Source organism: Sporichthya polymorpha DSM 43042, from assembly GCF_000384115.1.
Classification (GTDB): Bacteria; Actinomycetota; Actinomycetes; order Sporichthyales; family Sporichthyaceae; genus Sporichthya; species Sporichthya polymorpha.
On record NZ_KB913029.1, the window covers coordinates 3,208,797 to 3,233,140 of the forward strand.

20 protein-coding genes are annotated in these 24,344 nt (G+C 72.2%); 9 read left to right on the forward strand and 11 right to left on the reverse strand.

Features of this window, described 5'->3' with window-relative positions; all coding sequences use genetic code 11:
* Window positions 1-29: 29 nt before the first annotated feature.
* The 8 genes from SPOPO_RS0115690 to SPOPO_RS29885 form a co-directional block, all read right to left on the reverse strand.
* Window positions 30-1,514: an aldehyde dehydrogenase family protein gene (locus SPOPO_RS0115690; protein ID WP_019875817.1), complete on the reverse strand. Its 1,485-nt coding sequence runs from the start codon at window positions 1,512-1,514 to the stop codon at window positions 30-32.
* 26 nt (window positions 1,515-1,540) lie between these two features.
* Window positions 1,541-2,149 carry a TetR/AcrR family transcriptional regulator gene (locus tag SPOPO_RS29870; RefSeq protein WP_019875818.1) on the reverse strand — a complete coding sequence of 203 codons (609 nt, stop codon included), beginning with the start codon at window positions 2,147-2,149 and terminating at the stop codon, window positions 1,541-1,543.
* The gene (locus SPOPO_RS0115700) at window positions 2,146-3,951 is read right to left on the reverse strand and encodes a long-chain-acyl-CoA synthetase (RefSeq protein WP_028984822.1); all 1,806 of its coding nucleotides are present in this window, start codon (window positions 3,949-3,951) and stop codon (window positions 2,146-2,148) included. Before SPOPO_RS0115700 ends, SPOPO_RS29870 begins: the two co-directional genes overlap by 4 nt.
* The gene (locus SPOPO_RS0115705; protein WP_019875820.1) at window positions 3,948-6,308 is read right to left on the reverse strand and encodes an enoyl-CoA hydratase-related protein; all 2,361 of its coding nucleotides are present in this window, start codon (window positions 6,306-6,308) and stop codon (window positions 3,948-3,950) included. Before SPOPO_RS0115705 ends, SPOPO_RS0115700 begins: the two co-directional genes overlap by 4 nt.
* A 32-nt stretch (window positions 6,309-6,340) precedes the next feature.
* Entirely contained in the window at window positions 6,341-8,404 is a 2,064-nt protein-coding gene (locus SPOPO_RS29875; RefSeq protein WP_019875821.1) for an acyl-CoA dehydrogenase family protein, read from the reverse strand.
* Window positions 8,401-9,525 (reverse strand): nitronate monooxygenase, encoded by a 1,125-nt coding sequence (locus SPOPO_RS0115715; RefSeq protein WP_019875822.1) that lies wholly within the window; start codon window positions 9,523-9,525, stop codon window positions 8,401-8,403. Before SPOPO_RS0115715 ends, SPOPO_RS29875 begins: the two co-directional genes overlap by 4 nt.
* Window positions 9,526-9,743: 218 nt before the next feature.
* Window positions 9,744-10,448, reverse strand: a complete 705-nt coding sequence (gene larC / locus SPOPO_RS29880) for a nickel pincer cofactor biosynthesis protein LarC (RefSeq protein ID WP_019875823.1) — start codon at window positions 10,446-10,448, stop codon at window positions 9,744-9,746.
* A 22-nt stretch (window positions 10,449-10,470) separates the two neighbouring features.
* Window positions 10,471-10,830, reverse strand: a complete 360-nt coding sequence (locus SPOPO_RS29885) for a hypothetical protein (RefSeq protein ID WP_019875824.1) — start codon at window positions 10,828-10,830, stop codon at window positions 10,471-10,473.
* Window positions 10,831-10,972: 142 nt separating this feature from the next.
* Between SPOPO_RS29885 and SPOPO_RS0115730 the strand changes: the two genes are divergently transcribed.
* The 3 genes from SPOPO_RS0115730 to SPOPO_RS0115740 are packed head-to-tail and all read left to right on the forward strand — an operon-like array spanning window position 10,973 to window position 13,350.
* Complete coding sequence (locus tag SPOPO_RS0115730; RefSeq protein ID WP_019875825.1) at window positions 10,973-12,127, forward strand: amidohydrolase family protein; 1,155 nt, start codon at window positions 10,973-10,975, stop codon at window positions 12,125-12,127.
* Window positions 12,124-12,318: a hypothetical protein gene (locus SPOPO_RS29890; RefSeq protein ID WP_019875826.1), complete on the forward strand. Its 195-nt coding sequence runs from the start codon at window positions 12,124-12,126 to the stop codon at window positions 12,316-12,318. Before SPOPO_RS0115730 ends, SPOPO_RS29890 begins: the two co-directional genes overlap by 4 nt.
* A 24-nt stretch (window positions 12,319-12,342) precedes the next feature.
* Window positions 12,343-13,350, forward strand: a complete 1,008-nt coding sequence (locus tag SPOPO_RS0115740; protein WP_019875827.1) for a hypothetical protein — start codon at window positions 12,343-12,345, stop codon at window positions 13,348-13,350.
* 59 nt (window positions 13,351-13,409) lie between these two features.
* On the opposite strand, the gene SPOPO_RS0115745 is transcribed toward SPOPO_RS0115740, so the two are convergent.
* The 3 genes from SPOPO_RS0115745 to SPOPO_RS0115755 all read right to left on the reverse strand — a co-directional run bounded on the left by SPOPO_RS0115745 (window position 13,410) and on the right by SPOPO_RS0115755 (window position 15,852).
* On the reverse strand, window positions 13,410-14,180 hold the full coding sequence (locus SPOPO_RS0115745) for a FadR/GntR family transcriptional regulator (protein ID WP_019875829.1): 771 nt from the start codon (window positions 14,178-14,180) through the stop codon (window positions 13,410-13,412).
* Complete coding sequence (locus SPOPO_RS0115750; RefSeq protein WP_019875831.1) at window positions 14,180-14,971, reverse strand: FadR/GntR family transcriptional regulator; 792 nt, start codon at window positions 14,969-14,971, stop codon at window positions 14,180-14,182. The genes SPOPO_RS0115745 and SPOPO_RS0115750 overlap by 1 nt, the downstream gene beginning before the upstream one ends.
* 74 nt (window positions 14,972-15,045) lie before the next feature.
* Window positions 15,046-15,852, reverse strand: coding sequence for an SDR family NAD(P)-dependent oxidoreductase (locus SPOPO_RS0115755; RefSeq protein WP_019875832.1), 807 nt, complete (start codon window positions 15,850-15,852; stop codon window positions 15,046-15,048).
* 89 nt (window positions 15,853-15,941) lie between these two features.
* Between SPOPO_RS0115755 and SPOPO_RS0115760 the strand changes: the two genes are divergently transcribed.
* From SPOPO_RS0115760 to SPOPO_RS0115785, 6 genes are read left to right on the forward strand one after another with little or no spacing between them, the layout of a single operon-like run.
* Window positions 15,942-17,525 carry an acyl-CoA carboxylase subunit beta gene (locus SPOPO_RS0115760; protein ID WP_019875833.1) on the forward strand — a complete coding sequence of 528 codons (1,584 nt, stop codon included), beginning with the start codon at window positions 15,942-15,944 and terminating at the stop codon, window positions 17,523-17,525.
* The gene (locus SPOPO_RS0115765; protein ID WP_019875834.1) at window positions 17,513-19,534 is read left to right on the forward strand and encodes an acetyl/propionyl/methylcrotonyl-CoA carboxylase subunit alpha; all 2,022 of its coding nucleotides are present in this window, start codon (window positions 17,513-17,515) and stop codon (window positions 19,532-19,534) included. Before SPOPO_RS0115760 ends, SPOPO_RS0115765 begins: the two co-directional genes overlap by 13 nt.
* On the forward strand, window positions 19,531-20,682 hold the full coding sequence (locus SPOPO_RS0115770; RefSeq protein WP_019875835.1) for an acyl-CoA dehydrogenase family protein: 1,152 nt from the start codon (window positions 19,531-19,533) through the stop codon (window positions 20,680-20,682). The genes SPOPO_RS0115765 and SPOPO_RS0115770 overlap by 4 nt, the downstream gene beginning before the upstream one ends.
* 25 nt (window positions 20,683-20,707) lie before the next feature.
* Entirely contained in the window at window positions 20,708-21,598 is an 891-nt protein-coding gene (locus SPOPO_RS0115775; protein WP_019875838.1) for an enoyl-CoA hydratase/isomerase family protein, read from the forward strand.
* A complete protein-coding gene (locus SPOPO_RS29895) occupies window positions 21,595-23,145 on the forward strand; it encodes a class I adenylate-forming enzyme family protein (RefSeq protein WP_019875839.1) in 1,551 nt (516 codons plus the stop codon). Before SPOPO_RS0115775 ends, SPOPO_RS29895 begins: the two co-directional genes overlap by 4 nt.
* On the forward strand, window positions 23,142-24,344 hold the full coding sequence (locus SPOPO_RS0115785) for an acyl-CoA dehydrogenase family protein (RefSeq protein ID WP_019875840.1): 1,203 nt from the start codon (window positions 23,142-23,144) through the stop codon (window positions 24,342-24,344). The genes SPOPO_RS29895 and SPOPO_RS0115785 overlap by 4 nt, the downstream gene beginning before the upstream one ends.

A 24,344-nucleotide genomic window follows, 5' to 3' on the forward strand; every position in this document is an offset into this window, starting at 1 on the left:
ACGGGATCGGGCCCGTGTCACCGGTTCGGTCACGCCTTTCCGGCGGCCTTGGCCCGGCGCCGCCGGGCGGTTCTCCGCATCAGGCCGACGGATGCGGTAACGACGCGGTCGTACCCGCGGGGGTACGGCGGGACCATCACTTGCGCGACGCTGACCGGGGTCTTGTTGTGGACGACCGTGCGCCGGTGGCTGAACGTGTCGAAACCGGCCTTGCCGTGGTACGCGCCGTAACCGCTGCGGCCGACGCCGCCGAACGGTGCGGACATCGCGGCGCAGTGGGCGGCGAAGTCGTCGATCGTCATGCCGCCGCTGCGGGTGCGGGTCCGGAACCGCTCGAAGTCCGCCCCGGTCGGGCCGTACCAGTACGCCGCGAGCGGGGCGGGGCGGTCGGCGAGCCGTGCGATGACGTCGTCGATCCGGTCGTAGGGGTGGACGGTGAGGACCGGGCCGAAGACCTCCTCGGAGTCGATCGTCATCTCCGGCGTGACGCCGAGCAGGATCGTCGGGGCGATGCGACGTGACGTCCGGTCAGGAAGCCGCTCGCCCGGGGGTGCGACCTCGATCTTCTTGGCGCCCTTGGCGACGGCGTCCTCGATGAGGCCGACGACGCGGTCGAAGTTCCGCTCGTTGACGATGCTGACCCAACCCTCGCCGTGCAGCACCGACGGGAAGCTGGCGCGCGCCGCGGCTTGCGCGGCGTCGACGAACGCATGCACCTGCGCGCGGGGGACGTAGACCTCGTCCGGGCACAGGCACAGCTGGCCGCCGTTGGCCAGCCGCGCGGCCATGATGCGGGCCCCGACCTTCGCGACGTCCGCGCCGGAACCGACCGCGGCCGGGTTCTTGCCGCCGAGCTCGAGCGTGACCGGCGTCAGGTTCGCGGCCGCGGCCTGCGCGACCAGCGCGCCGACCTGGGGCGAGCCGGTGAAGAACAGGTGGTCGAAGGGCAGGGAACTGAACGCCGCCGCGGTCTCCGGGCCGCCGCAGAACACGGTGAACTCGGCGGGGTCGAAGTACTTCGGGGTGAGCTCGGCGAGCAGTTCGCCGGTCCGCGCCGTGACCTCCGAGGCCTTGGCCATCACACGGTTGCCGGCGGCGAACGCCGCCGCGGCCGGCTCGGCCAGCAGCCCGACCGGGAAGTTCCACGGCGCGATGACGCCGACGACGCCGAGCGGGCTGGGTTCGACGCGGATCGGCATCCCGAGGGCGCCCGCGACCGGCAGGACACGGCGCGGCTTCATCCACGTCGCGAGCCGGGCCCGCGTGAGTTCGAGGTCCGGGACGATCCCGAGCACCTCGCTGACGATGCTGGTCGACCGCGGCCGGGACCCGAAGTCGGCGCCGACGGCGTCCGCGATCGCGGTGGCGTTCTCGGTCAGCAGCAGCGTCAGGCGGTCGATGCGATCCCGTCGGACCGCCACCGACGGGGGACCCTCGGCCACGAACGCGGCCCGCTGCCGGTCGTAGGCCGCGCGCAGTTCGTCGGCGGTGTGCTCGGTCCGGACCGCGGTCATGTCTGGCCCTCCGTCATGTCTGGCCGTCATGTCTGAACCCCCTTGAGGACGAGATCGACCAGGGCGGAGACGTCACGCGCTGCGGTGACGCGCTGACGTTTGGTCGGGGGGATCGGTGTGCTGACGACCTGCATGATCACGCCGCCGAAGATCGCGACGAGCAGCGCGCTGACGTCGGTCTCGCGGGACACCTCGCCGCGGTCCATGGCGCGACGGACCACCTTGCGCGCGGCGCGGATGGCGTCGTCGCGGAACGCCTCGAACCGGATCCCGAGGTCGGGGTTCAGCCGGGCCTCGCCGAGCAGACGCAGGGCCGCGGCGCCGTACTCGCCGTCGTAGAAGTCGAAGACCGCCTGCGCGAGGACCGTCAGGTCGGACCGGATGTCGCCGGTGTCGACGTCGCTGCGGAACGCGACCTGCGCGGCGAGCGACTCCGTCAGCAGATCCTCCTTGGAGGACCACCGCGCGTAGATCGACGCCTTGCCGACGGCGGCCTCCTTGGCGACCGCCTCGATCGTGAAGCCGCGCCAGCCGTGCCGGCCGTAGACCCGGCAGGCCGCACGGTGGACGCGGTCGGCCAGCCCGGGGTCCGGCGGCCGACCGGGGCCGGAGTTGGTGACAGCGGGAGTGCTCACAGCCGGATCTCGCCCGACCGGATCCGGGCCTCGACGTCGTCGGTCAGGTCCTGCGGGTCCGACCCCGGCGCAACGAGCACGACACGGTCGCCGCCCGGCGGTCGGAAGCCCTCGTCCTTGAGGTCGGCCTTCTTGTAGCGGAACGTCCCGGTGACGTCGGTCTGGGAGTTGGTCAGGCGAAGGAAGCGTGGCACCGCGAACTCCGGCAGACCGGCGCGCATGTGCCGCGCGAGGCCGGCGAGGTCGAAGGTCGCCGGTTCCTCGACCACGAGCCGAGCCATGCCGGCGCGGCCCTCCATCGCGGGCACCTCGACGCCGTAGACGATCGCCTCGAGGATGCCGGCGAAGCCGTTGATCACACCCTCGACCTCGGTGGTGGCGACGTTCTCGGCGTGCCAGCGGAACGTGTCACCGAGCCGGTCGACGAACTGGATGTGTCCGTGACCCTGATTCAGGACCAGGTCGCCGGAGTTGAACCAGCGGTCGCCGGGTTTGAACACGTCGCGCAGGATCTTGCTCTGCGTCGCCTCCGGGTCGGTGTACCCGTCGAACTGCTGGTGGGCGGAGATCTGCTGGAGCAGGACGCCGCGGCCGCCCGGCTTCAGCGCGATCCCGCGACCGTCCGTGCCACGCACGATGTCGTTCCGTTCGTGGTCCCACGCCGCGACCTTCATGCCGCGGGGTGACCACCCGCAGGTGCGGTCGAAGTTGAACAGGTTGACGAACCCGGCCGGCGACTCCGAACCGCCGTACACCTCGTAGACCGCGTCGATGCCGAACCGGGCCTTGAAGTCGTCCCAGATCTCGTGCCGTAGGCCGGCGCCCATCATGTTGGTGACGCGGTGGTTGCGGTCGTCCGGTGAGGGCGGCTGGTTCCACAGGTACCGCGCCATCTCCCCGACGTAGTTGAAGCCGGTCGCGTTGTGCTTGCGGATGTCGTTCCAGAAGTTCGACGCCGAGAACCCGCGCGCGAGGGCGAACGTCGCGCCGGTGAACAGGCAGGCGAACCAGCCGCCCATCAGCGCGGTGACGTGGTACATCGGCAGCGGGCAGTAGATGACGTCGTCCGGACCGATCTCGCGCAACGCCTTGCCGGCGAACAGGCCGCCCATGAACAGGCGGCGGTGCTTGTTGATCGCGCACTTCGGCATGCCGGTCGTGCCCGAGGTGTACACGTAGAACGCCGGGTCGCCGAACGAGACGGCGGCGGTCTCCGGCAGGCTCGTCGACGCCGCGGACTCGGTGGCCGCGGTCAGGGACCGAAAGCCCGCCGGCAGCGGGGTGCTCCCGGCCTCCTCGGCGAGGAAGCACTCGGCCGGCAGCTCGGTCTCGGGGATCGTCTGCAGACTCGGGAGCAGTTCCTCACCGACCACCAGGGCCTTGGGGGCGGCCTTGCGAAGGCTGTTCGCGAGGACGTCGCCCTGCAGGCCGATGTTGATCAGCGCCCCGATCGCTCCCAGTTTGAGCGCGCCCATCGCGACCGGGATGTAGGTCGAACGGTTCGTCAGGAAGATGGCGACGACGTCACCCTTGCCGACGCCGACGGCTTTGAGGGCGTGCGCGCACCGGTTCGACCACTCGTTGATCTCGGCCCAGGTGTAGACCTCGTCCTCGAACCGCAGCCCGACCTGGGTCGGGGTCTCGGCGGCGCGGCGCTCCAGGAGAGCGCCCATCGAGTCCTGCTCGGAGTCGGACAGACGCTGGAGCTTGATCAGTGCCGGGAGGACCCCGCGGTGGCTCAGCTTCCTGATCAGCCGGAGGTAGAACTCGCGGCCCGAGATCAGGTCGGCGTTCGCGCTCATCGGTTCCTCCACCGCGGGGCACGCTTCTGGGCGAAGGCCGTCATCCCCTCCATCATGTCCGCGCTGACCATCAGCGCGTCGGCCACGGCGGACTGCCGCTCCTGCGCTCGGACCTCGTCGGGGTCACCGCGCATCGCCTCCATCGCCTGCAGCGACAGGCGCACCGACGTGGGGGAGGCGGTGAGGATCTCGTCGGCGAGTTCGCGAGCGACGCGCAGCGATTCCCCCGCGGGGGTGACGCGGTTGACCAGACCCCAGCCGCGGGCCTCCTCGGCGTTCATGCGGCGGCCGGTGAGGATGAGTTCGTTCGCCACGTTGGGCGGGATGCGGCGGGGCAACCGGACGAGCCCGCCCGCCCCGGCGAAGACGCCGACCTTGACCTCGCTGAGCCCGAACGTCGCCCGCTCGTCGGCGACGATCAGGTGGCAGGCCAGCGCGATCTCGCACCCGCCGCCGAGGGCGTACCCGTTGACCGCGGCGATGACGGGCTTGCTCATGTTCTGACGCCCCGTCAAGCCGCCGAAGCCGGTCACCGGCAGGTACGTCGGCTTGCCGGAGGCGCTGTAGATCAGGTCGTTGCCGGCGCAGAACGCCTCGTCCCCGGCGCCGGTGACGATCGCGACCCACAGCTCCGGGTCGGCGAAGTAGGCGTTCCAGATGTCCTCGAGCTCTTCGTTGGCCGGCGGGTGCAGCGAGTTGCGCAGGTCGGGCCGGTTGATGGTCACCTCGAGCAGGCGGCCGCGCCGTTCGACCGTGGCGAACTCGTAGGAGTCGCGGAACCCGACGGGCCGGGCCGGCAGGCGCCGCTCCAGGGCGGCCCGGCTGAGCGCGACGCGGTTGTTCGCTCCGGTGGCGCGGACGTAGATCCGGGTGCCGACGGGGTTGTCCTCACCTTCGAGGACCTGGAGCAGGTCGTCGTCGCCGGGCATGCCGGTCGCGACGAAGCGGCGACCGTCCGCCTCGAGGCGGCCGACGACGATCGCGTGTGCCCCGGACCGGCCGTACTTGACCGTCCACGTCTCCAGCCGGGCCCAGCCGTTGGGCGCCGCGACGGTGGCGACGCGGGGGACGGCGTCGAGTTCCTCCTGGGTGTGGGCGCTGCTCGGCGGCTGCCACGGGCTGGGGGTGGTCGTGTAGAGCCCGACGGAGTACTTGGACAGCACGCCGCCGTTCGCCGCGACCAGGGCGAGCGAGCCGGGTTCGGACCGGGCGCGGGTGACGGCTTCGGCGATCGCGTGGGCCGAGTAGTTGTTCCCGGCGCCGCCGAAGAAGCAGAGCCCGCCGGTGAGGGTGAACCCGCGCGGGTCGTTGGGCGAGAGCCCGAGCGTGTCCAGGACGTTCGAGACCGCGATCGGGAAGCAGCTGTAGAGGTCGAAGCAGCTGACGTCGTCGAGGGACTTGTTCGCCACCGCCAGCGCGTGCCGGACGGCGGCCGGTGCGCTCGGCGCGACCGACAGGTCGGGCCGCTCGAACAGCGTCACCTCGCGCAGGTCCGCGTACCCAGCGAGGTAGACGATCCGGTCCTCGTCGATCCCGAGGCGCCGGGCCTCCCCGAGCGAGGTCAGCAGGATCGCGGCGCCCTGGTTGACCAGGTCGCGGGAGACGAGGAAGCGCGGGAAGGGGGAGGCGATGAGGCGGTTGCGTTCGTCGACGGTCGACAGCGTCGCGGCATCGAGCTCCTCGCGGAACACCGCGTGCGGGTTCTTCGCCGCGACAGTCGTGAACGGCGCGAACAACTCGCCCATCGCCCGGCGGTACTCGTCGCGCCCCAGCGCGAGGCGGCCGCGGCGGGCGTTCTCGACGAGGCCGTACTGGCTGGGGGCGTCGATGAGTCCGTGGAGCATCTGGGCGTAGGTGAGCAGGCCTTCGAGCGCCCAGCCCCGGTCCTCCAGGTCACCGCCCGGATCGTCGGACCAGTCCGCCGCGGTCCCGGTCTCCTGCAGGTGACGGGCCGTCGAGATTGCCTCCGCCCCGGCCAGCAGGACCCAGGACGCCCGGCCGGCCGCGATCTCGGCCGCGAACTCGTTGACCAGCTTCTGCGGGCCCTGACCGCCGACGACTTCGAGCACCGCGCGGCGCGGGTCGGCCCTCAGCCGCGAGGCGACCGAGCGCGGAAAGTTCGTCGACTGTCCGAACGGCGCCTTGGCCATCGGGGTCGAATTCTCGAACTGACGGGTCGTCGCGACGACGTCGACAAGCGGGGCGATCTCCGCCGGCTCCCGGCCGGTGTCGGTGAGGGCTTCCTGCGCGGCGGCCACCGCGAGCGCGATCGGCGAGAGCGCGGCGAAGCCGGGGTCGCCGACGCGTTCGGAACTCTGGCCGACGCCGACGAGTACGGGGGTGCTCGGGTCGATCATGTGGTCCTCGCTCACTGTTGGACGACGGGCGGTCAACGGGGGAGGCCGACCCCCCGGGCGATGAGGCCGCGCTGGATGTCGTTGGTCCCGCCGCCGATGACGTACATCGGGGCGAGTCGATTCAGGTACTCGGGCCACGGGCCGGCGGGGCCGTCGGCGCGGAGGGCGTCGGGGCCGAGGACGTCGAGCAGGATCCCGCCGAACCGTTCGGCCAGTTCCCCGCCGAGGACGCCGGCCATCGGAGCAGCCAGGCGCGCCTGCGGAGTGGAGCCGAGAGCGGTGCGGACGAGGGCGTGCAGGGCCTGGAGTTCGGCGGCGACCGAGTCGAGGGCGGCGCGGCTCGCGGAGCCGCGGGGTCCGAGCAGGTCGGGGTCCCGGCGGCCCGCGGCGACGACGTCGTCGAGGACCCGCTGGAGCAGCGCGGCGATCCCGCCCATCAGCACGCGTTCCCCGGCGAGGGCGGATGTGATGACCCTCCAGCCGCCGTTCACCTCGCCGATGACGGCGTCGTCGCTCACGAGCACATCGTCGAGGAACACGGTGGCCGCAGTCTCGCCGGACAGCGCGGTCATCGGACGGATCGTCACACCGGGCGCCGACGTGGGGACGAGGAACACCGTGATGCCCGCGTGGGGCGGGGTGGCGGTCGGGTCGGTGCGCGCCGCGAGCCAGATCCAGTCGGCGACGTCCGCGCGGGTCGTCCAGATCTTCTGCCCGGAAATCTCCCACGCACCGTCGACGCGGGTCGCGCGGGTGCGCAGCGACGCGAGGTCGGAGCCGGTCTCGGGCTCGGAGTAGCCGAGGCAGAAGCGCATCCGGCCCTCGCGCACGAGGGGGAGGAACTGCGCCTGCTGCGCCGGCGTGCCGTGGGCGACGATGGCGTCGCCGACGATGAGGACCGAGGCCAGCTCGATCTCGACCGGGGCCCGGGCGTAGGTGAACTCGTGCTGGAGGACGGCGAGTTCGTCCAGCGGCGCGGAGCGGCCACCGAGAGCCGGCGGCCACGCCATCCCGAGCCAGCCGCGGTCGACGAGGGCGGCCACCGCCGCGTCGCGGTCGTAGGTGCCGTTCGGCCGGCGGAGACTGGCGATGACGGCGCGGACCTCGGCGCGGAACTCTTCGGCGTCGTCGCCGATGGCGGGCATCGTGGCCCCGGCCAGGAGCCGGTCGGTCACCGAGCCGGCGGTCGGAGCCAGCGCGGCGCACTGGGCCAGGTCCGCGTGCACCCGGCGGAACAGCCAGGGCCCGACGTGCTCGGAGAAGTACCCGATCGCGCCCAGCGTGTGGTGCGCGGCGAGCAGGACGGCACGGGCGGACTCCGCAATGTGACGGACCGCCAGTTCGGCGCGGAACTCCCAGTCGCCGGCGCCGCTTTCCAGGGCGCGGACGGCGTCCTGGAGCAGCAGCGCGGCCCCGGCGACGGCGATCGCGGCCGTGGCGGTCCGCTGCTGCACGGCACCGAACGTGCCGATGACACGGCCGAACTGCTTCCGGGTCTTCGCGTGATCGACGGCGAGCTCGTGCAACCGGGCCGCCCCGCCGGCGGCGCGGGCCGCGAGCGCGAGCCGCAGCTGCGTCCGGGCCGCGTCGGTGACGGCGACCCCCGGGTCGGCGGACCAGACCGCCGGCTCCAGGTCGCCGACGCCCCACTCCGGCCGCGCGGTCCCCGGCTCGACGCCGGTGACGCGCACCGGCTGCAGATCGACCGCGCCGTCCCCGATCACCAGGACGTGGGTGAGCACCGACGCCGCCTCCAGGCCGCGGACCCCGTCGGCCAGGGAAGGCACGACCGCGAGCCGGAGGTCGCCCCGGCGGACCGCGTCCGCGAGGTCGGCGGGGAGCAACCGTGCGGCGACGTAGGCGTCGGCGACCGCGACGGGGCAGGCGACGCGGCCCAGCGCGTCGGCGATCGCGACCAGCGCGGCGGCCGACCCCTCGCCCTCGAGGTCGAACCAGCCGGCCTTGGCGCCCAACTCCCAGATCTGCGCGAGGGCGTCGGAACTCGGATCCTGCGGCGTCCAGGTGCCGGCGAGCAGCGCGGCTGCCGAGGCGCTCATCGCGGCGTCGGTCGTCGCCGTCGTCGTCCCTGTGCTCACGGCGTCACCAGGGCCGCCACTTCGCGGAGGCGCGCCTCGCAGTCGCGGATCATCCCGGTCGCGATGTCGTACGCGGGCTCCAGCTGCCGGAACCGGCCGACGACCTGGCCGATGAAGAACGACTCCAGTTCGAGCGCGCCGGGGTGGCCCGCCTCGGCCGCGGCGTCGATGCGGTTCCAGGCGTCGTTGACCAGCAGCGGCTGCAGCGGCATCGGCAGCGGCGGCGGGGCGTCGGAGGACTCCCACGCGTCGTGCCACGCGGAGCGCAACTGCCGGGCCGGCTTGCCCGTCCGCGTCGGGGACCGGAGGGTCGAGCTGCTGCCGGCGGCGAGGAATTTCTCCTTGATCTCGCGCGGGGTGATGTCCTCCTCGGACCGCAGCCACACCGACCCGCACCACACCCCGGCCGCGCCGAGCGCCAGGGCCGCGGCCATCTGGGCACCGCTGGCGATGCCGCCGGCGGCCAGGACCGGGGTGTCCCCGGCGAGTTCGACGATCTCGGGGGTGAGGACCATCGTGGCGATCGTGCCGGTGTGGCCGCCGGCCTCGGTGCCCTGCGCGATGAGCAGGTCGACGCCGCGTTCGAGTTGTTGCTGCGCGTGCTTCGGCGATCCCACCAGCGCCGCCACCGGCACCCCGTGTTCGCGGCCGAGTCTGAGCATCGGCTCCGGGGCCGGGCCGAGCGCGTTGGCGACGAGCGCGAGGGGGTGCCGGAACGCGACCTCGAGCAGGGCTTCGGCGCCGTTGCCGGCCAGCCCCGCCATCAGGTCGTCGGTGAACAGCGCCTTGCCGGCGTCGGCGGGGATCTCGTACTTGGCAAGGAGTTCGTCGACGAACCGGATGTGCGCCGCAGGGATCTGGGCCCGCAGGCTCGCGATGAGGTTCGCCGGGTCGCCGGGCACGGATTTCGCCGGGATCAGGACGTCGACGCCGAAGGGCTTGCCCTCGACCTGCTCGGTGATCCAGGTCAGCTGGGCGTCGAGTTGCTCCGGCGTGTACGCCGTCGCGCCCAGGACGCCGAGCCCACCCGCCCGGCTCACCGCCGCGACCACCCCGGGGGAGCGGCTGAACCCGATCAACGGGTGCTCGATCCCCAGCAGCTCGGTGGCGACGGTTCGCACGGGCAGGCCTCCCGGGGTCGAATTACAGAACGCTCTACGTCAGTAATCCCGCACCGTACCCCGGCCCCAGGCCAGAGGGAAGGCTCGTCACTGGACATGACATATCCAGTCGGTCAGGCCGGATCCATGAGGGGTGTCACCCCTTTGTCCTCCGTCACCGAGGGGTGTCACCCCTTTGGTCGCGGCGACAAGGGGGTGTCACCCCCATGGGTGGGGGGTCAGTCGCCGAGGAGGAGGCGGACGACGTTGGGGTGGGTGTGGGGGTCGTCGGTGCCGGCGCCGATGCCTTCGGCACGGACGGTCATCGGCGGCTGGGGGCCGAACGAGTCGGCGAGGGTCCGGAGCAGCGCCGCGCCCGTCGGGGTGCAGCTCCCGCGGGGCATGGGGCCCGCCGTCGTCGGGACGTCGCGCAGCACCCGGGTGACGACGCGGCCGGGCAGGGGCAGGGAGTCGGGCGGACCCGCGACGACCCGGGCCCCGACCGCGATCGTCGACACCGTCAGCGACTCCAGGGCCAGGTGCTCGAACCCGGCGCAGACCCCGACGATGTCGGCGAACGAGTCCAGCACCTCGAAGAAGTCGACGTCGTCGAGGGCGATGTCGCGCGCCTCCGACTCCGCGCGGGCGTGGCGCTCGAAGGCGGCCAGGGCGCGGTCGCGCACGCCGTCCGGCAGGTCGGCGGCCAGGAGTCGCTCTCGAATGCTCGCCCACGGCCGGTGCGTGTCGCTCGGGGCGAAGTCGACGTGGCACTTGGTCGCGGCGACGCCGCCGCGGACGACCTGCTCACGGCGCAGTCGGATCGGCTCGGGAGCGACGGCGTCGACCGCGGTCTGCAGCACGGACAACGGGACGCCGACGTCGATCAGGGCGCCGAGCAGCATGTCGCCGGCGGCGCCGGCGGTGGCGTCGATCCAGCCGATCACCGCGGAGCCCGCGGGCGGGGCGTCAGCGCTTCCCGGCGCGGAGGGCGAGGGCGCCGGCGACGATGAAGGGGATCGGGCCGCCGATCGTGCCGAGCTTGGCGCGGGTGGACGCGCCCTCGCGGGCGAGCAGCAGGCCGGAGCCGGCGTCCAGAACGTCGCAGAGCAGGCCGGCGGTGAGGGCGAACCGGCGGGTCGACGGCAGGATCGTCATCGCGCCGAGGACGACGTCGCGGGCGCCGAACAGCCGCGTCATGAACTGAGCCGTCGGGTGATCGAGCTGGAAGTCGCCGAGCTTGGCGATGGTCGGCGGATCGGCGAGCGCCAGTGCCCCGAACAGCGTCCGCCCCGCCCCCGATGCGACCGCCAGCGTCGTCTCCCGCATGCCGTGCTCCCTCCCTCGGTTCAGTCCGAATCTACCCGGCCAGAGGAAATGATTCGCATCCGCACCTCTAGGCGGATCGCCCCCGGCGGGTTACGCTCGAACCAGCAATCATTTTCCCTTTGACCCGGGGGCCCGGACCGTCATGCCACTCCAGCCGGACATGCAGCTGATCTCCGTGGACGATCATCTGATCGAGCATCCGCGGGTGTGGGCGGACCGGCTGCCGGCGAAGTGGGCGCAGGTGGCGCCGCACATCGTCGAGGTGCCGCGGGAGTCCGGCGGTCCGCCGAGTCAGGTGTGGGAGTACCAGGGGCGGCGCTATCCGCAGATCGGGTTGAACGCGGTGGCGGGCAAGGACCCGTCGGAGTGGAACATCGATCCGGCGCGCTTCGACGAGATGCTGCCGGGTTGTTACGACCCGAAGCAGCGGCTGGCGGACATGGATCTGGACGGCGTCCAGGCCGCGCTGTGCTTCCCGTCGTTCCCGCGGTTCGCGGGGACGGTGTTCCTGGAGGGCGAGGACCGTGAGGTCGCGCTGGCGTGCGTGCGCGCCTACAACGACTTCCTGATCGAGGAGTGGTGCGCGGCCGACCCGCATCGGTACATCCCGCTCTCGATCCTGCCGCTGTGGGACGTGGACGCGTGCGTCGCGGAGATCCACCGGACGGCGGATCTGGGCTCGCGCACGATCTCGTTCCCGGAGAACACCTACCCGCTGGGACTGCCGTCGCTGCACGACCCGCACTGGGACCCGGTGTGGCGGGCGGCGGCGGAGCGTCAGTTGCCGCTGTCGTTGCACTTCGGGACCTCGGGGCAGTCCCCGCGGCCGTCGCCGGACGGGCCGCTGGCGGTGAGCATCACGCTGTTCGGGACGAACTCGATGTCCGCGGTGGTGGACCTGCTGTTCTCGCCGGTGTTCCACCAGCACCCGGACCTGAAGGTGGCGCTGTCCGAGGGTGGGATCGGGTGGATCCCCTACATCCTCGAGCGGGCGGATTACGTGTGGGAGCGGCACCGCTTCTACCAGAACGTGAACCAGGAGGTCCGGCCCTCTGAGCTGTTCCGCCGCAACGTCTACGCCTGCTTCATCGAGGACAAGCACGGCCTCGCGGTGCGCGAGTCGGTGGGTGTGGCGAACATGCTCTGGGAGTGCGACTACCCGCACTCGGACTCGAACTGGCCGAACAGCCGCAAGGTCGCCGAGGAGGTCTTCGCCGACGTCCCCGACTCCGACGTCCGGCGGATCGTGGAGACCAACGCACGCGAGCTGTTCCGCTTCCCGCGAGCCGCGGCATGACCGACTCCCCGTCCGAGAAGAGCCTCGGGGCGTCCGACTGGGACGACGAGGACCTGCTCACGATCGCCGAGGCCTCGGAGCGGCTCGCGGAGGAGATCCGGCGCGCGCGCGAGCGCGGCGACGACCAACGTGTGCAGGAGCTGACCGAGGCGGCGGAACGCATCGCCGCCGCTCGTAACAAATCGATCTGATCACCCGTCACGGAAGGTACCGGCATGGCTCAAGGCATCGGGTCGCTCAACTTCAAAGCGATCACCGCCTCCTACGACCCCGACCTGAGGATCCACCTTCCGTCGAACACGCCGTTCGGGCTGACCGAGCAGGTCGTCTACCTCTACGGCGGCTGGCGCGAGGCCGACGGCACCCTGCACGTCTTCGAGCGCAAGTTCATCGGGCCGATGACGGCCGGCCTGTGGCTGATGAAGGCGCTCGACGGCTCCGTCGAGATCGACGAGATCTCGGCCGAGACCGTGCGCGGCGAGGTCAAGCGGTCCTACGGCGACGACGAGTACGTCCTGGCGGGCCAGATGATGGAGAAGATCGGCAAGGGCGGCCTGTCGTACAAGTTCGCCCTCCGCGCCGGCGAGTTCACCTGGACCGAGGGTGACGACGTCCTCGCCCTCGACGGCAAGCTCGTCGGCCCCGGCATCCAGATCTACGCCCCCGACGTCGCCGAGCCGCTGCTGTACATCAGCGAGCTCTACAAGGTGAAGGGCACCGTGAAGGGCGACGAGGTCGAGGGCTTCGTCTTCCTCGACCACGCCTACTGGGCCCCCGGCCACGACTGGAAGGAGTACCGCGTCTTTCAGGACCTCCAGCTCGGCTGGCAGGCCTTCGCCAACGAGTACACCGACGGCAGCATCGAGTGGGGCCACCTGTGCCTCGGCCGCCACGGGTTCAACTTCACGGGCGTCGGCAGCGCCGACGGTCCGGTCTCCTGCGACAGCAACGTCACGGCCGGCCTCGATCTCGGCGAGGACGACTACTGCACGCGGCAGACCTGGCGCGCCGCCGACGGCAAGCGGTGGGTGTTCGAGCTGGAGGCCCCGCTGTCCGGGTTCACCAAGGCCCGCTGGGGCGGCTACCGCGCCCAGGCCGGCCACACCCAGCGCGTCGGCGACGACCGTGAGGTCAAGCTCGGCTTCAGCTGGCTCGAGACCTTCGGCGACCGCATCCGCGAGGACAAGATCCGCTCCTTCGACGAGGCGCTGGCCGACGGCTGATCCCGGCACAACGTCCGAAGATGTGGTCGCAATAGCAGCCACATCTTCGGACGTTGCGGTCAGGCGAAGAGGCGGGCGTCCCGGCCGGAGGAGTTCTTCACCATCGCGGCGCCGAGCTGCTGCGCGTGCTTGGCCCAGATCTCGCGGGCGGCGTCGACGTCGCCGGACTCGATCGCGGCGACGAGCTGGGCGTGGGTCTTGTCCTTGCGGAGCTCGGGATCGGTGTTGCGGCCGGCGCGGATGCGGCCTTCCGCGTGCCGCTGCAGGACGCCGTCGATCAGATCCATGATCACCCAGAGCGTCGAGGACTTGCCGATCTCCGCGACCAGGCCGTGGAAGGCGACGGTCGCGGCGAGGAACTCCTCGAGGTCGCCGGAGGCGAGCGCGGCGTTCTCGGTCTCGAGGGCGGCGCGCAGGCGGGCGACGTCCTCGGGTGTCGCGTGCTCGGCGGCGAGGGCCGCGGCGTGCGGCTCCAGCACGGTGCGGGCGTAGGCGAAGTCCTCGAGTCGCGTGCCGCGGGACTGCAGAACGAGACCGAAGTAGCGGGCCGCGGCCTCGGCGCTGGGGTGCGTGACCTCCGCGCCCCCGCGTGCCCCGCGGTGGATGCGCACCAGGCCCTCGGCCTCGAGGACGCGGAACGCCGAGCGCAGCGTCGCGCGGGAGACGTCGAACTGCTCCTGCAGCTCGGGCTCGGCCGCGAGGCGCGTGCCGGCGGGAAGCTCGCCGGTGACGATCTGCCGGCGCAGGTCACGCGCGAGCCGGCGGGCGTCGGCGGTGGCGCTGGCGGGGATGTCGTCGTCGCCCGGCGCCCCGGGTTCCTTACGGGCCATCAGACGATGTCCACGATGCGGCGGGCGTCGTCGTTCTCCACCAGCGCCTCGGCAACGAGCTCGGCGTGGGTGCGCCAGTGCGCCTCGGTGCCGTCGGCGTCGCCGGCCTCGATGAGCCGGATCAGCTTGGCGTGCGCGCGGTTCGCAATGCCGAGGTTGCGCAGGTGGGCCTCGTGATCGGAGGGGTCGGAGCCTTCGGACAGCCGCAGGTCCTGGTGCCGCTGCACCACCGACTGCACGAGCGCGAACGTGGTTGCCAACGTGATGTTGCCGGACAGTTCGACGACGGCGTCGTGGAAGTCCAGTGCCGCGCGGCCGGCGGCGACGGCGTCGCCGGAGGCGATGGCCTGCTTCTCGGTGTCGAGGGCGGCGCGCAGCTTGTCGAGGGCGGCCTTGCGGTCCTCGGCCTCCGCGAGCAGCCGTGCGGCCGGGGGCTCGATCACCGCCCGCGTCCGTTCCAGGTCGAGCAGCGTCGTGCCGCGCAGCTGCATGAGCACGCCCGCGTAGTTGGCGGCGACGTCGGTCGACGGCAGCGTCACCCGCGCGCCCTGGGTCCGGGCGGAGAGGCTGATCAGGTTCTCGGACGCGAGTACCCGCAGCGCCTCACGCAGCGTCGGGCGCGAGATGCCGTAGCGCTCCAGCAGCACGGTCCCGGGCGGGAGGAGCTCGCCGTCGGCGAAGGTGCCGGACGCGATCTCGCGGCGCAGGTCGTCGGCGACGAGGTCGGCGGCCTTGGGCAGACTGACGCGTCGACGTGCGGACCCGAAGGTCGTTCCCTGCCGGCCCGTCATGCGTCGCATTGTGCCAAGAGGGGGAACCATTTCCCATTCACCTCGCGTGTGACGTGGCCCGGGCCGGGTGGTGGTCAGAACGTCGAACCACCGTCGACCGGCAACCAGGCCCCGTTGACGTAGGACGCGTCGTCGGAGATCAGCCAGGCGATCGCGGCCCCGACCTCGTCCGGCTGCCCGAGTCGGCCGCCCCACGTGCACTGGGAGTACTTCGTGTTGACGTAGTCGAAGAACTGCTCGTCGTCCCAGCCGTGCTCGGCCATCGCGGCCGCCTTGCGCCGCGCCACCGCGTCGGAGGAGACCATGCCCGGCATGACCGCGTTCGTCCGGATCCCGCGAGCGCCGAACTCCTTCGCCAGATTCTTCGTCAGGTGAGCGAGCGCCAGTTTCTGCGAGGAGTAGTGCGGCATCATCGGCAGGTAGTGCCGGCTCGACATGGCCGACACGTTGACGATCGCCCCACCGCCGTCGAGCAGGTGGGGGAGCGCCGCGCGGCACGTCCGCACCGCGTAGAGCAGCACCGCGTCGAACGCCCGTTGCCAGTGACCGTCGTCGGTCTCCAGGAACCCGCCGTCCACCGGCTCGCACAGCCCGACCGCGTTGACCAGACCGTCGAGCCCGCCCCAGCGCTGAAGGGGTGCGTCGACGGCGGTGACCACCGCGGCGGGGTCGGTCACGTCGGTCGGGACGGTGAGGACGTCCACCGCGCCGGCAGCGGAGACGTCCTTCGCGACGGCGTCGAGATCGGCCGGCGTCCGGGCCACGAGCGCCACGCGCGCACCGCCGGATGCGAGCCGCAACGCCGCGGCGCGTCCCATGCCCTGGCTCGCGCCGACGACGAGAATCCGAGGTGCGGAGCGTCCGGCCACAGTGAGGCTCATGGGCTCTCTCCTCGCTCGACAAATCTTCCGGAGGTCGGCATCATGAGTAAATCATCTCCACTTGAGGGCGGCCAGAGGAGGCAGCAACCGTGCCGGTTCTGACCTCCGCCCTGGACGTGCGGTCCGAGGGTTATCTGGCCGCGCGCGAGGCCGCGCAGGCCGTCCTGGACGCCCACGCCGAGCAGCTGTCGATCGCCGCCGCGGGCGGTGGCGCGAAGGCCCAGGAGCGGCTGCGTTCGCGCGGCAAGCTCCCCGTCCGCGACCGCGTCGCGCTCCTGCTCGACCGCGCCGGCGCCTTCCTCGAACTCTCGCCGATCGCCGGTTGGGGCTCCGACGACCCCCTCGGCGGCGGCATGGTCACCGGCATCGGCCAGGTCCGCGGCCGCTGGGTGATGGTCGTCGCCAACGACCCGACGCAGCGCGGCGGCTCGCTCTCCCCGACCTCGGTCGCGAAGACGCTGCGCGCGATGGAGGTGGCGCGCTCGAACCGGTTGCCGGTCGTGCTGCTCGTCGAGAGCGGGGGCGCCGACCTGCCGAAGCAGGCGGACATCTTCGTCCCCGGCGGCGAGCAGTTCCGCCGGCTCGCGCAGCTCTCCCGCGCCGGCATCCCGACGATCGCCGCGGTGTTCGGCTCGTCGACCGCCGGTGGCGCGTACCTGCCCGGCATGAGCGACTACACGGTGCTGGTCAAGGAGCGCGCGCAGGTCTTCCTCGGCGGCCCGCCGCTGGTGAAGATGGCGATCGACGAGGACGTCGACGAGGAGACTCTCGGCGGCGCGGACATGCACGCGCGCGTCTCCGGGCTCGCCGACTACCTCGCGCTCGACGAGGCGGATGCCATCCGGCTGACGCGCGAGATCGTCGGCCGCCTGCCCGACGCCCGCCGCGCGCCGGGGGGACCGCCGCCGGCGTACGACCCCGACGAGCTGCTCGGCGTCGTGCCCGCGGACATCCGCGTCCCGTTCGACATGCGTGAAGTCCTCGCCCGCTTCGTCGACGGCTCGGAGTTCGAGGAGTTCAAGGGCCCGTACGGCTCCAACCTGGTCTGCGGCTGGACGTCGCTGCACGGTATGCCGCTCGCGGTGCTCGCGAACAACGGCGTGCTGTTCAACGAGGAGTCGCAGAAGGGCGCGCAGTTCATCCAGCTCGTCGAGCGCCAGGGCGTCCCGCTCCTGTTCTGCCAGAACATCACCGGCTTCATGATCGGCTCCGAGCGCGAGAAGCGCGGCATCATCAAGGACGGCGCGAAGCTGATCAACGCCGTCTCGAACGTCGACGTCCCGAAGCTGACGCTGATGGTCGGCGCCTCGTACGGCGCCGGCAACTACGCGATGGCCGGGAAGGCGTACGAGCCGCGGCTGGTGCTGAGCTGGCCGTCGCACCGCATCGCGGTCATGGGCGGGCGGCAGCTCGCCGGTGTGATGTCGATCGTGCGCCGCCGGTCAGCGGAGTCCCGCGGTGAGCCGTACGACGAGGCCGCCGACGCGGCCGTCTGCGCGGCGACGGAGCGTCAGATCGACGAGGAGTCCTCCCCGCTCTACGCCACGGGCCGGCTCTGGGACGACGGGATGATCGACCCGCGCATGACGCGGAATGCCCTCGGGGTCGCGCTCTCCGCGGCGACGCAGACCGAGACCGTCCCGTCCCCGGACTACGGGGTGTGGCGGCACTGATGGCGCTCACCTCTCTTCTCATCGCCAACCGGGGCGAGATCGCCCGGCGGATCACCCGCGCGGCCCGGGCCCGTGGACTGCGCGTGGTCGCGGTCTGCTCCCGGGCCGACGCCACCGCGCCGTTCGTGCGCGAGGCCGACACCACGGTCCTGCTCCCCGGCGACACCCTCGCCGAGACCTACCTGAACATCGAGGCGATCGTCGCCGCCGCCCGGGAGGCGGGCGTCGACGCGATCCACCCCGGCTACGGCTTCCTCGCCGAGAACGCCGACTTCGCGGCGGCCGTGACCGCCGCGGGGCTGACCTACCTCGGGCCGAGCGCCGAGACCGTCGCGCTGATGGGCTCGAAGGTCGCCGCGAAGGACGCGGCCCGCGCCGCGGATGTGCCCGTGCTGCCGGACGCCGTGATCGGCGCCGACGTGAGCGAGGCGGACCTGCTCGCGGCGGGGGAGTCCGTCGGGTTCCCGATGCTCGTCAAGGCCAGCGCCGGTGGCGGCGGCCGGGGCATGCGACCGGTGGCCGCGGCGGGCGAATTGGTCGCTGCCGTGTCCGCCGCCCGGAGCGAGGCGCTGGCCGCCTTCGGTGACGGCACCGTGTTCCTCGAGCGGTACCTCGCGTCCGCCCGGCATGTCGAGGTGCAGGTGATCGCGGACCGGCACGGCAACGTGTTTGTCCTCGGCGACCGCGAGTGCTCGGTCCAGCGCCGGCACCAGAAGCTGATCGAGGAGGCCCCGGCGGTCTGCATCCCGGGCGCGGTGCGGGAGACGATCGCCGCCGCGGCCGCGCGGTTGACCTCGAAGATCGGTTACGAGGGCGTCGGGACGTGCGAGTTCCTCGTGGAAGGGTCCGACGCATACTTCCTCGAGATGAACACGCGCCTGCAGGTCGAGCACACCGTGACCGAGGAGGTCACCGGGCTCGACCTGGTCGATCTGCAGTTCGCGGTCGCGACGGGGGAGCGCCTGAACCTGACGCCGGATCAGCTGGAGCCGCGCGGCGTCGCGGTCCAGGCCCGGCTCTGTGCCGAGGACCCGGCGGCGGGCTGGGTGCCGAGCACCGGCACGGTCTGGCGGTACCGGCACCCGGAGGCGCCGTGGTTGCGCGGCGAGCACGGCATCACCGAGGGCGACACCGTCACGCCCGCGTACGACTCCATGATCGCGAAGGTCATCGCGTCCGGCCCGACGCGCGCGATCGCGCTGGCGCGACTGGCCGACGCCCTCGCCCGCGCCGAGGTCGCGGGCGTCGAGACCAACCGGCTCGCGCTCGCGGCGGTCCTGCGGCACCCGGTGTACGTGACAGGGACCGAGGTCGACACCTCCTTCCTCGAGAAGTACCCCGAGGTCACCGCCGCCCCCGCGCCGACGACGGCCGAGCTCGCCGCCGCGGCGCTGGGGCTGCTCGCCGACGAGACCGTCGCGGACGCGATCGTCCCGACCCTGCCCACCTCGTGGCGCTGGGGCGTCCAGCCGGCCCGGGAGCTCGAGCTCGTCGTCGACGGCGAGCCCCTCCCCGTCCGCCTCACCCCCGTCGCCGACCGGTACTGGAGCCTTGAGGTGGTCCCGAATCCCGCAGAGGTGGAGGTGATCGCGGACCGGTCGGAGGGGCGCGAGCGGACGCTCCTGCTGCGGGTCGGGTCCGAGATCGCGGAGTGGACGGTCGCGCGGCGGGGGCCGGCGCGGGACATCGAGCCCGACGAGGTGGTGGTCCGCGGGAACGGACGGGCGATCGCGCTCGGCGTCGCGCCGCGGTTCCGGACCGGGCGGCACGACACCGCGGCCACCGGGCCGGTGTCGTCGCTGCCGGGCACCGTCGTCGAGGTCCGTGTCGGCGAGGGCGAGACGGTCGCCGCCGGCACCGTGCTGGCCGTCGTCGAGGCCATGAAGATGCAGCACCCGATCACCGCGCCGTACGACGCGGTCGTGACGCGCGTCCTGGTGACGCCGGGTCAGGCGGTGGAGGCGCACCAGCTGCTGCTGGAGCTGACGGAGACGGAGGAGGCCGGGTGACGTCCCCGTTCACCGCGGAGCACGAGGCGTTCCGCAAGACGGTGCGCGACTTCCTCGCGAACGAGGTCGCGCCGCACGTCGATGCGTGGGAGGAGGCGGGGATCTTCCCCGCCCGCGAGCTGTTCACGAAGTTCGCGAGCATCGGAGCGATCGGGCTGGAGTACGCCGAGGCCGACGGCGGTCAGGGCGCGGACCACTGGTACACCGTCGTGCTCTCCGAGGAACTGGGGCGGGTCGACGGCAACGCGATCCCGATGGCGTTCAACGTCCAGGCCTATTACGCGACGGCGTCGCTGGCCGAGCACGGCAGCCCCGAACTGAAGGAGCGCTGGCTCGTCCCGTCGATGTGGGGCGAGCTGGTCGCGGCGATCGCGGTCACCGAGCCCGACGCCGGGTCGGACGTCGCGAACATCCGGACGCGCGCCCGCCGCGACGGCGACGACTGGGTGATCAACGGCGCGAAGATCTACATCACCAACGGCACCCAGGCCGACTGGCTGTGTCTGCTCGCGCGGACGTCGGACGCCCCCGGCTACCGGGGGATGAGCCAGATCGTCGTGCCCACGACCACGCCGGGGCTGACCGTCAGCCGCTCGCTGCGCAAGCTCGGCAACAAGGCCTCGGACACCGCGGAGTTGGTCTTCGACAACGTCCGGGTCCCGGTCGCGAACACGATCGGCGAGATCGACCGCGGCTTCGTCCAGCAGATGCATCAGTTCAACCTGGAACGGTTGACCGCGACCTACCAGGCCGTCGGGCAGATGCAGTTCGCGCTCGAGCGGACCGTCGACTACCTGCGCATCCGGTCGGCGTTCGGCCAGCCGCTGCTGGCCAACCAGCACCTGCAGTACGTCCTCGCCGAGCTGTTCGCCGAGGTGCAGATTCTGCGGGAATACACGTACTCCTGCGCCGCGAAGTTCGCGGCGGGGGAGGACATTGCGCAGGTGTCGACGGTCGCGAAGCTCAAGGCCGGCCGCCTGGCGCGGACGGTCGCCGACACGTGCATCCAGTACCACGGGGGCGTGGGCTACATGGAGGAGACGTGGGTGTCCCGGTACTTCCGGGACGCGCGGCTGCTCTCCATCGGCGGGGGCGCCGACGAGGTGCTCCTGCGGATGCTGTCCAAGCAGTACGGATTCGACCAGTGAGCATCGACCAGTGAGTGGAGACCCGGTGGGCGCAGAGTTCAGCACGGACGACAAGGGCATCGTCCACGTCGACCGCGACCCCGTGAGCCACATCGCGCGCATCACCTTCGACAACCCGTCGAAGAAGAACGCGATGAACCTCGACATGGTGAACACGTTGGGCCGGGCGCTCGACGAGCTCGCCGTCGACGACGACATCAAGGTCGTCGTGCTCCGCGGGACCGGGGGCGTCTTCACCACCGGGGCGGACCTCTCGCAGGCCTACAACTGGTACGCCAAGGAGGGCGACACGCGCCGGCCGAGCCAGCGGCGCCGCCTCGCCGTTGACCGCGCGGGGCAGCGCATCTTCCACGAGTTCATCGGCTACCCGAAGGTGACGATCACCCAGGTCGAGGCCTACGCCTTCGGCGCGGGCCTGGAACTGGCGCTGGCCAGCGACCTCGCGGTGGTCGGGCGCAACGCCAAGCTCGGCATGCCGGCGACGCGCTTCCTCGGCCCGGTGCTCGGCAACCTGCACCTGTTCTTCCACCGGCTCGGCCCGAACATCACGCGCGACCTGCTCCTGACGGGACGTCAGGCCATCGCCTCGGAGTACGAGCACGCGCACATCTTCGCTCGCGTTCTCCCGGACGAGGACGTCGCCGCCACGACCGAGGAGCTCGCGGCCCAGGTGGCGCGGATGCCCGCGGACGGCATCGCGATCGCCAAGGAGGCCTACCGGCTCGTCGAGGGCCAGACCGCCCTCGCGGCGGAGGAGACCTGCGCGTACCTGTTCCACAGCTACGGCACCAACCTGCGGTTCGAGGACGACGAGTTCAACTTCGTCAAGGAACGCTCGCGCGCGGGCAGCACCGGGGCCGCCTTCAAGAAGCGTGACGAGTTCTATGACGGTGGTTCGGGGGGCCGCGGCGAATGACCACCCCGGCCACCGCTTCGGAGGACGCGCCCGCCTTCGCCCGGAACCTCGCGACGCACCTGTCCGAGGCACCGGCGGAGATGGAGCTCGTCTTCTACCGCGACCTCGCCTGGAACGCCGACCGCCTGCGCGCCGCGGTGGCGCACCTGCGTGCGGTGTTCGGCTCGCGGGGTCCGGCGGCGCCGGTGGCCATCGTTCCGCGCAACCACCCGTGGCACATCGCGGCCCTGGCGGCGGCGCTGATCGACGGCCATACCTTGGTGGTGCTCAGCCCGCTGGAACCGGTCGAGCGTTCGACCGCCGACATCCGCGCGTTCCGTCCGGCCGTCGTCGTCGCGGAGACCGGCGACGCCGGCCCGGACCTGCGCGCCGCGGCAGTCGCGGCCGGTTCGACCTTCGTGGAGCTGCCGGTGCCGGGGCAGGGGAGCGCACCGCTGCTGACGCCCGGTCAGGGCGAGCCGCAGGATCCCGAACCCGGCGTCGCGATCGTGATGCTGACCAGCGGGACGACCGGGCCGGCGAAGCGGGTGTCCGTCCGGTACCGGGACATCGAGGCCGCCCTGACCGGGATCGATCGGCACTACCTCGGCAAGGTCGTCACCGCGCGGCGGACGGCGCCGGTGATCTGCCCGCTGCTGCCGGTCACGATCACCGGGCTGTGGGCGCTGATCACCGCGTTGGCCGGGGGCGCCCCGATCGTGCTGATGGACCGCTTCGACCCGGTGCCGTGGTCCGCGCTGGTGCGTCGGCACCGGCCGCGGACGCTGAACCTCCCACCGGCGGCGTTGCGGATGATCCTCGACGCCCAGATCCCGGCCGGCGACCTCGCGTCGGTGGCTGCGGTCTGGTCGGGCGCGGCGCCGCTCGACCCGGCGCTGGCCGACCGCTTCGAGGCGACCTACGGCTTCCCGGTCCTGCAGAGCTACGGGGCGACCGAGTTCACCGGCGGCCTCGCCGGCTGGAGCCTGGGCGATTGGAAGATCTGGGGCGCGACCAAGCGCCGCAGCGTCGGCCGGCTGCACCCGGGCGTCGCGGGCCGGACGCTGGATCCCGACACCGGCGCGGAACTGACGGCGGGTGAGACCGGCCGGCTCAGCTTCCGCACTCCGCATTCGGTCGGCGCCGGGCCCGAGGACTGGATCAACACCAACGACCTGGGCCGCATCGACTCCGACGGGTTCCTGTTCGTCGAGGGTCGCGTGGACGACGTGCTGAACCGCGGCGGGTTCAAGGTCAGTGCGGGCAAGCTCAAGAGCGTCCTCGAGGAGCACCCGGCGGTCCGCGAGGCCGCGGTCGTCGGCATGCCCGACGAACGGCTCGGCGAGACCCCGGGCGCGTTGGTCGTCCTGCGCGAGGGGCAGGACGTCAGCGACGACGACCTCGAGGGCTGGGTTCGCGACCGGCTGCCCCCGTACTACGCGCCCACCGTCCTGCGCCGGTGCGAGGCGATCCCGCGCAACGGCGCGATGAAGATCGTGCGCCCGGCGGTGCTGGCGCTGCTGAAGAACCCGCAGCCGACGCCGAATCCGACGGAGCCGCGCCCGTGAGCGTGCTGCGCGGGATCGCACGTGACCTCGGCACGGCGCTCGGGGACGGCGACGAGCAGTTCCTCGCCGACCTGTCCGCCTTCCTCGACGAGCACGCGCCGTCGCCGTTCGTCCTGCCCGACGACCCCGCCGAGCGGTTGGCGGCCCTCCGCGCGTGGCAGGCCACCCTCGACGAGGGCCGGTACGCGGCGATCACCTGGCCGGCCGAGCACGGCGGCCGGGACGCGACGTTCACCGAGCAGCTGATCTGCCACTCCGAGATGGCGCGCCGCCGGCTGCCGACCGTGCCGGGTCGGACGGGCCTGTCGATCCTCGGCCCGACGCTGATGGTGCACGGCAGTGAGGAGCAGCGCGCCACGGTGCTGCCCCGGCTGCGCCGCGGTGACGACCTGTGGTGCCAGGGCTTCTCCGAGCCCGAGGCCGGCAGCGACCTCGCGTCGCTGCGCACCTTCGGGGCGATTGACGGGAACGAGCTCGTGATCTCGGGTCAGAAGATCTGGACCTCCGGAGCCCGCGAGGCCGACGCGATGTTCGCGCTGGTCCGCACCGACCGCGACGTCCCGAAGCGGGACGGCATCTCGTACGTCCTGATCCCGATGAGCGCGCCGGGAGTGACGGTCCGTCCGATTGAGCAGATCAGCGGCGACGCCGAGTTCAGCGAGGTCTTCCTCGACGAGGTCCGGGTGCCGCTGACGAATGTGGTCGGTGGCCTCGGCAACGGGTGGGCGGTCATGCGGACGACCCTGGCCAACGAGCGGGGCGTCCTCTTCCTCGGCCGGCAGCTCGCACTCGCGCGCCAGCTGGCGGCGATCCGCGATCGGGCCCGGACCGCGGACGCCCACACCCGCGAGCGGTACGCGCGGGCGTGGTGCGACGCGCAGCTCGTCCGGATCAACGGGCTGCGCGGGCTGGCCCGCGCGGCCGACGGGCTGGAGCCCGGACCCGAGGCGGCGATGAGCAAGCTGTTCGGGCAGGAGACCGAGAAGGCGCTCTACGAGCTGCTGCTCGACTGCTGCGGGCCGGAGGGTGTGATCGACCGCGGGCTCGACGGTCCCGGTGAGGCTGTCGACGGCGGCAAGTGGATCCTCGGCTGGCTCCGGACGCGGGCGTCGACGATCGGCGGCGGCACCTCCGAGGTGCAGCGCAACGCCCTCGCCGAGCGGTTGCTCGGCCAGCCGCGGGACCCGTGGGCGGACTGA

Bases quoted from the DNA above. Each gene is read 5' to 3' on its own strand.
- SPOPO_RS0115690 (WP_019875817.1), bottom strand. From the start codon at position 1,514: ATGACCGCGGTCCGGACCGAGCACACCGCCGACGAACTGCGCGCGGCC.
- SPOPO_RS0115700 (WP_028984822.1), bottom strand. From the start codon at position 3,951: ATGAGCGCGAACGCCGACCTGATCTCGGGCCGCGAGTTCTACCTCCGG.
- SPOPO_RS0115705 (WP_019875820.1), bottom strand. From the start codon at position 6,308: ATGATCGACCCGAGCACCCCCGTACTCGTCGGCGTCGGCCAGAGTTCC.
- SPOPO_RS29885 (WP_019875824.1), bottom strand. From the start codon at position 10,830: ATGCGGGAGACGACGCTGGCGGTCGCATCGGGGGCGGGGCGGACGCTG.
- SPOPO_RS0115730 (WP_019875825.1), top strand. From the start codon at position 10,973: ATGCCACTCCAGCCGGACATGCAGCTGATCTCCGTGGACGATCATCTG.
- SPOPO_RS29890 (WP_019875826.1), top strand. From the start codon at position 12,124: ATGACCGACTCCCCGTCCGAGAAGAGCCTCGGGGCGTCCGACTGGGAC.
- SPOPO_RS0115740 (WP_019875827.1), top strand. From the start codon at position 12,343: ATGGCTCAAGGCATCGGGTCGCTCAACTTCAAAGCGATCACCGCCTCC.
- SPOPO_RS0115745 (WP_019875829.1), bottom strand. From the start codon at position 14,180: ATGGCCCGTAAGGAACCCGGGGCGCCGGGCGACGACGACATCCCCGCC.
- SPOPO_RS0115750 (WP_019875831.1), bottom strand. From the start codon at position 14,971: ATGACGGGCCGGCAGGGAACGACCTTCGGGTCCGCACGTCGACGCGTC.
- SPOPO_RS0115755 (WP_019875832.1), bottom strand. From the start codon at position 15,852: ATGAGCCTCACTGTGGCCGGACGCTCCGCACCTCGGATTCTCGTCGTC.
- SPOPO_RS29895 (WP_019875839.1), top strand. From the start codon at position 21,595: ATGACCACCCCGGCCACCGCTTCGGAGGACGCGCCCGCCTTCGCCCGG.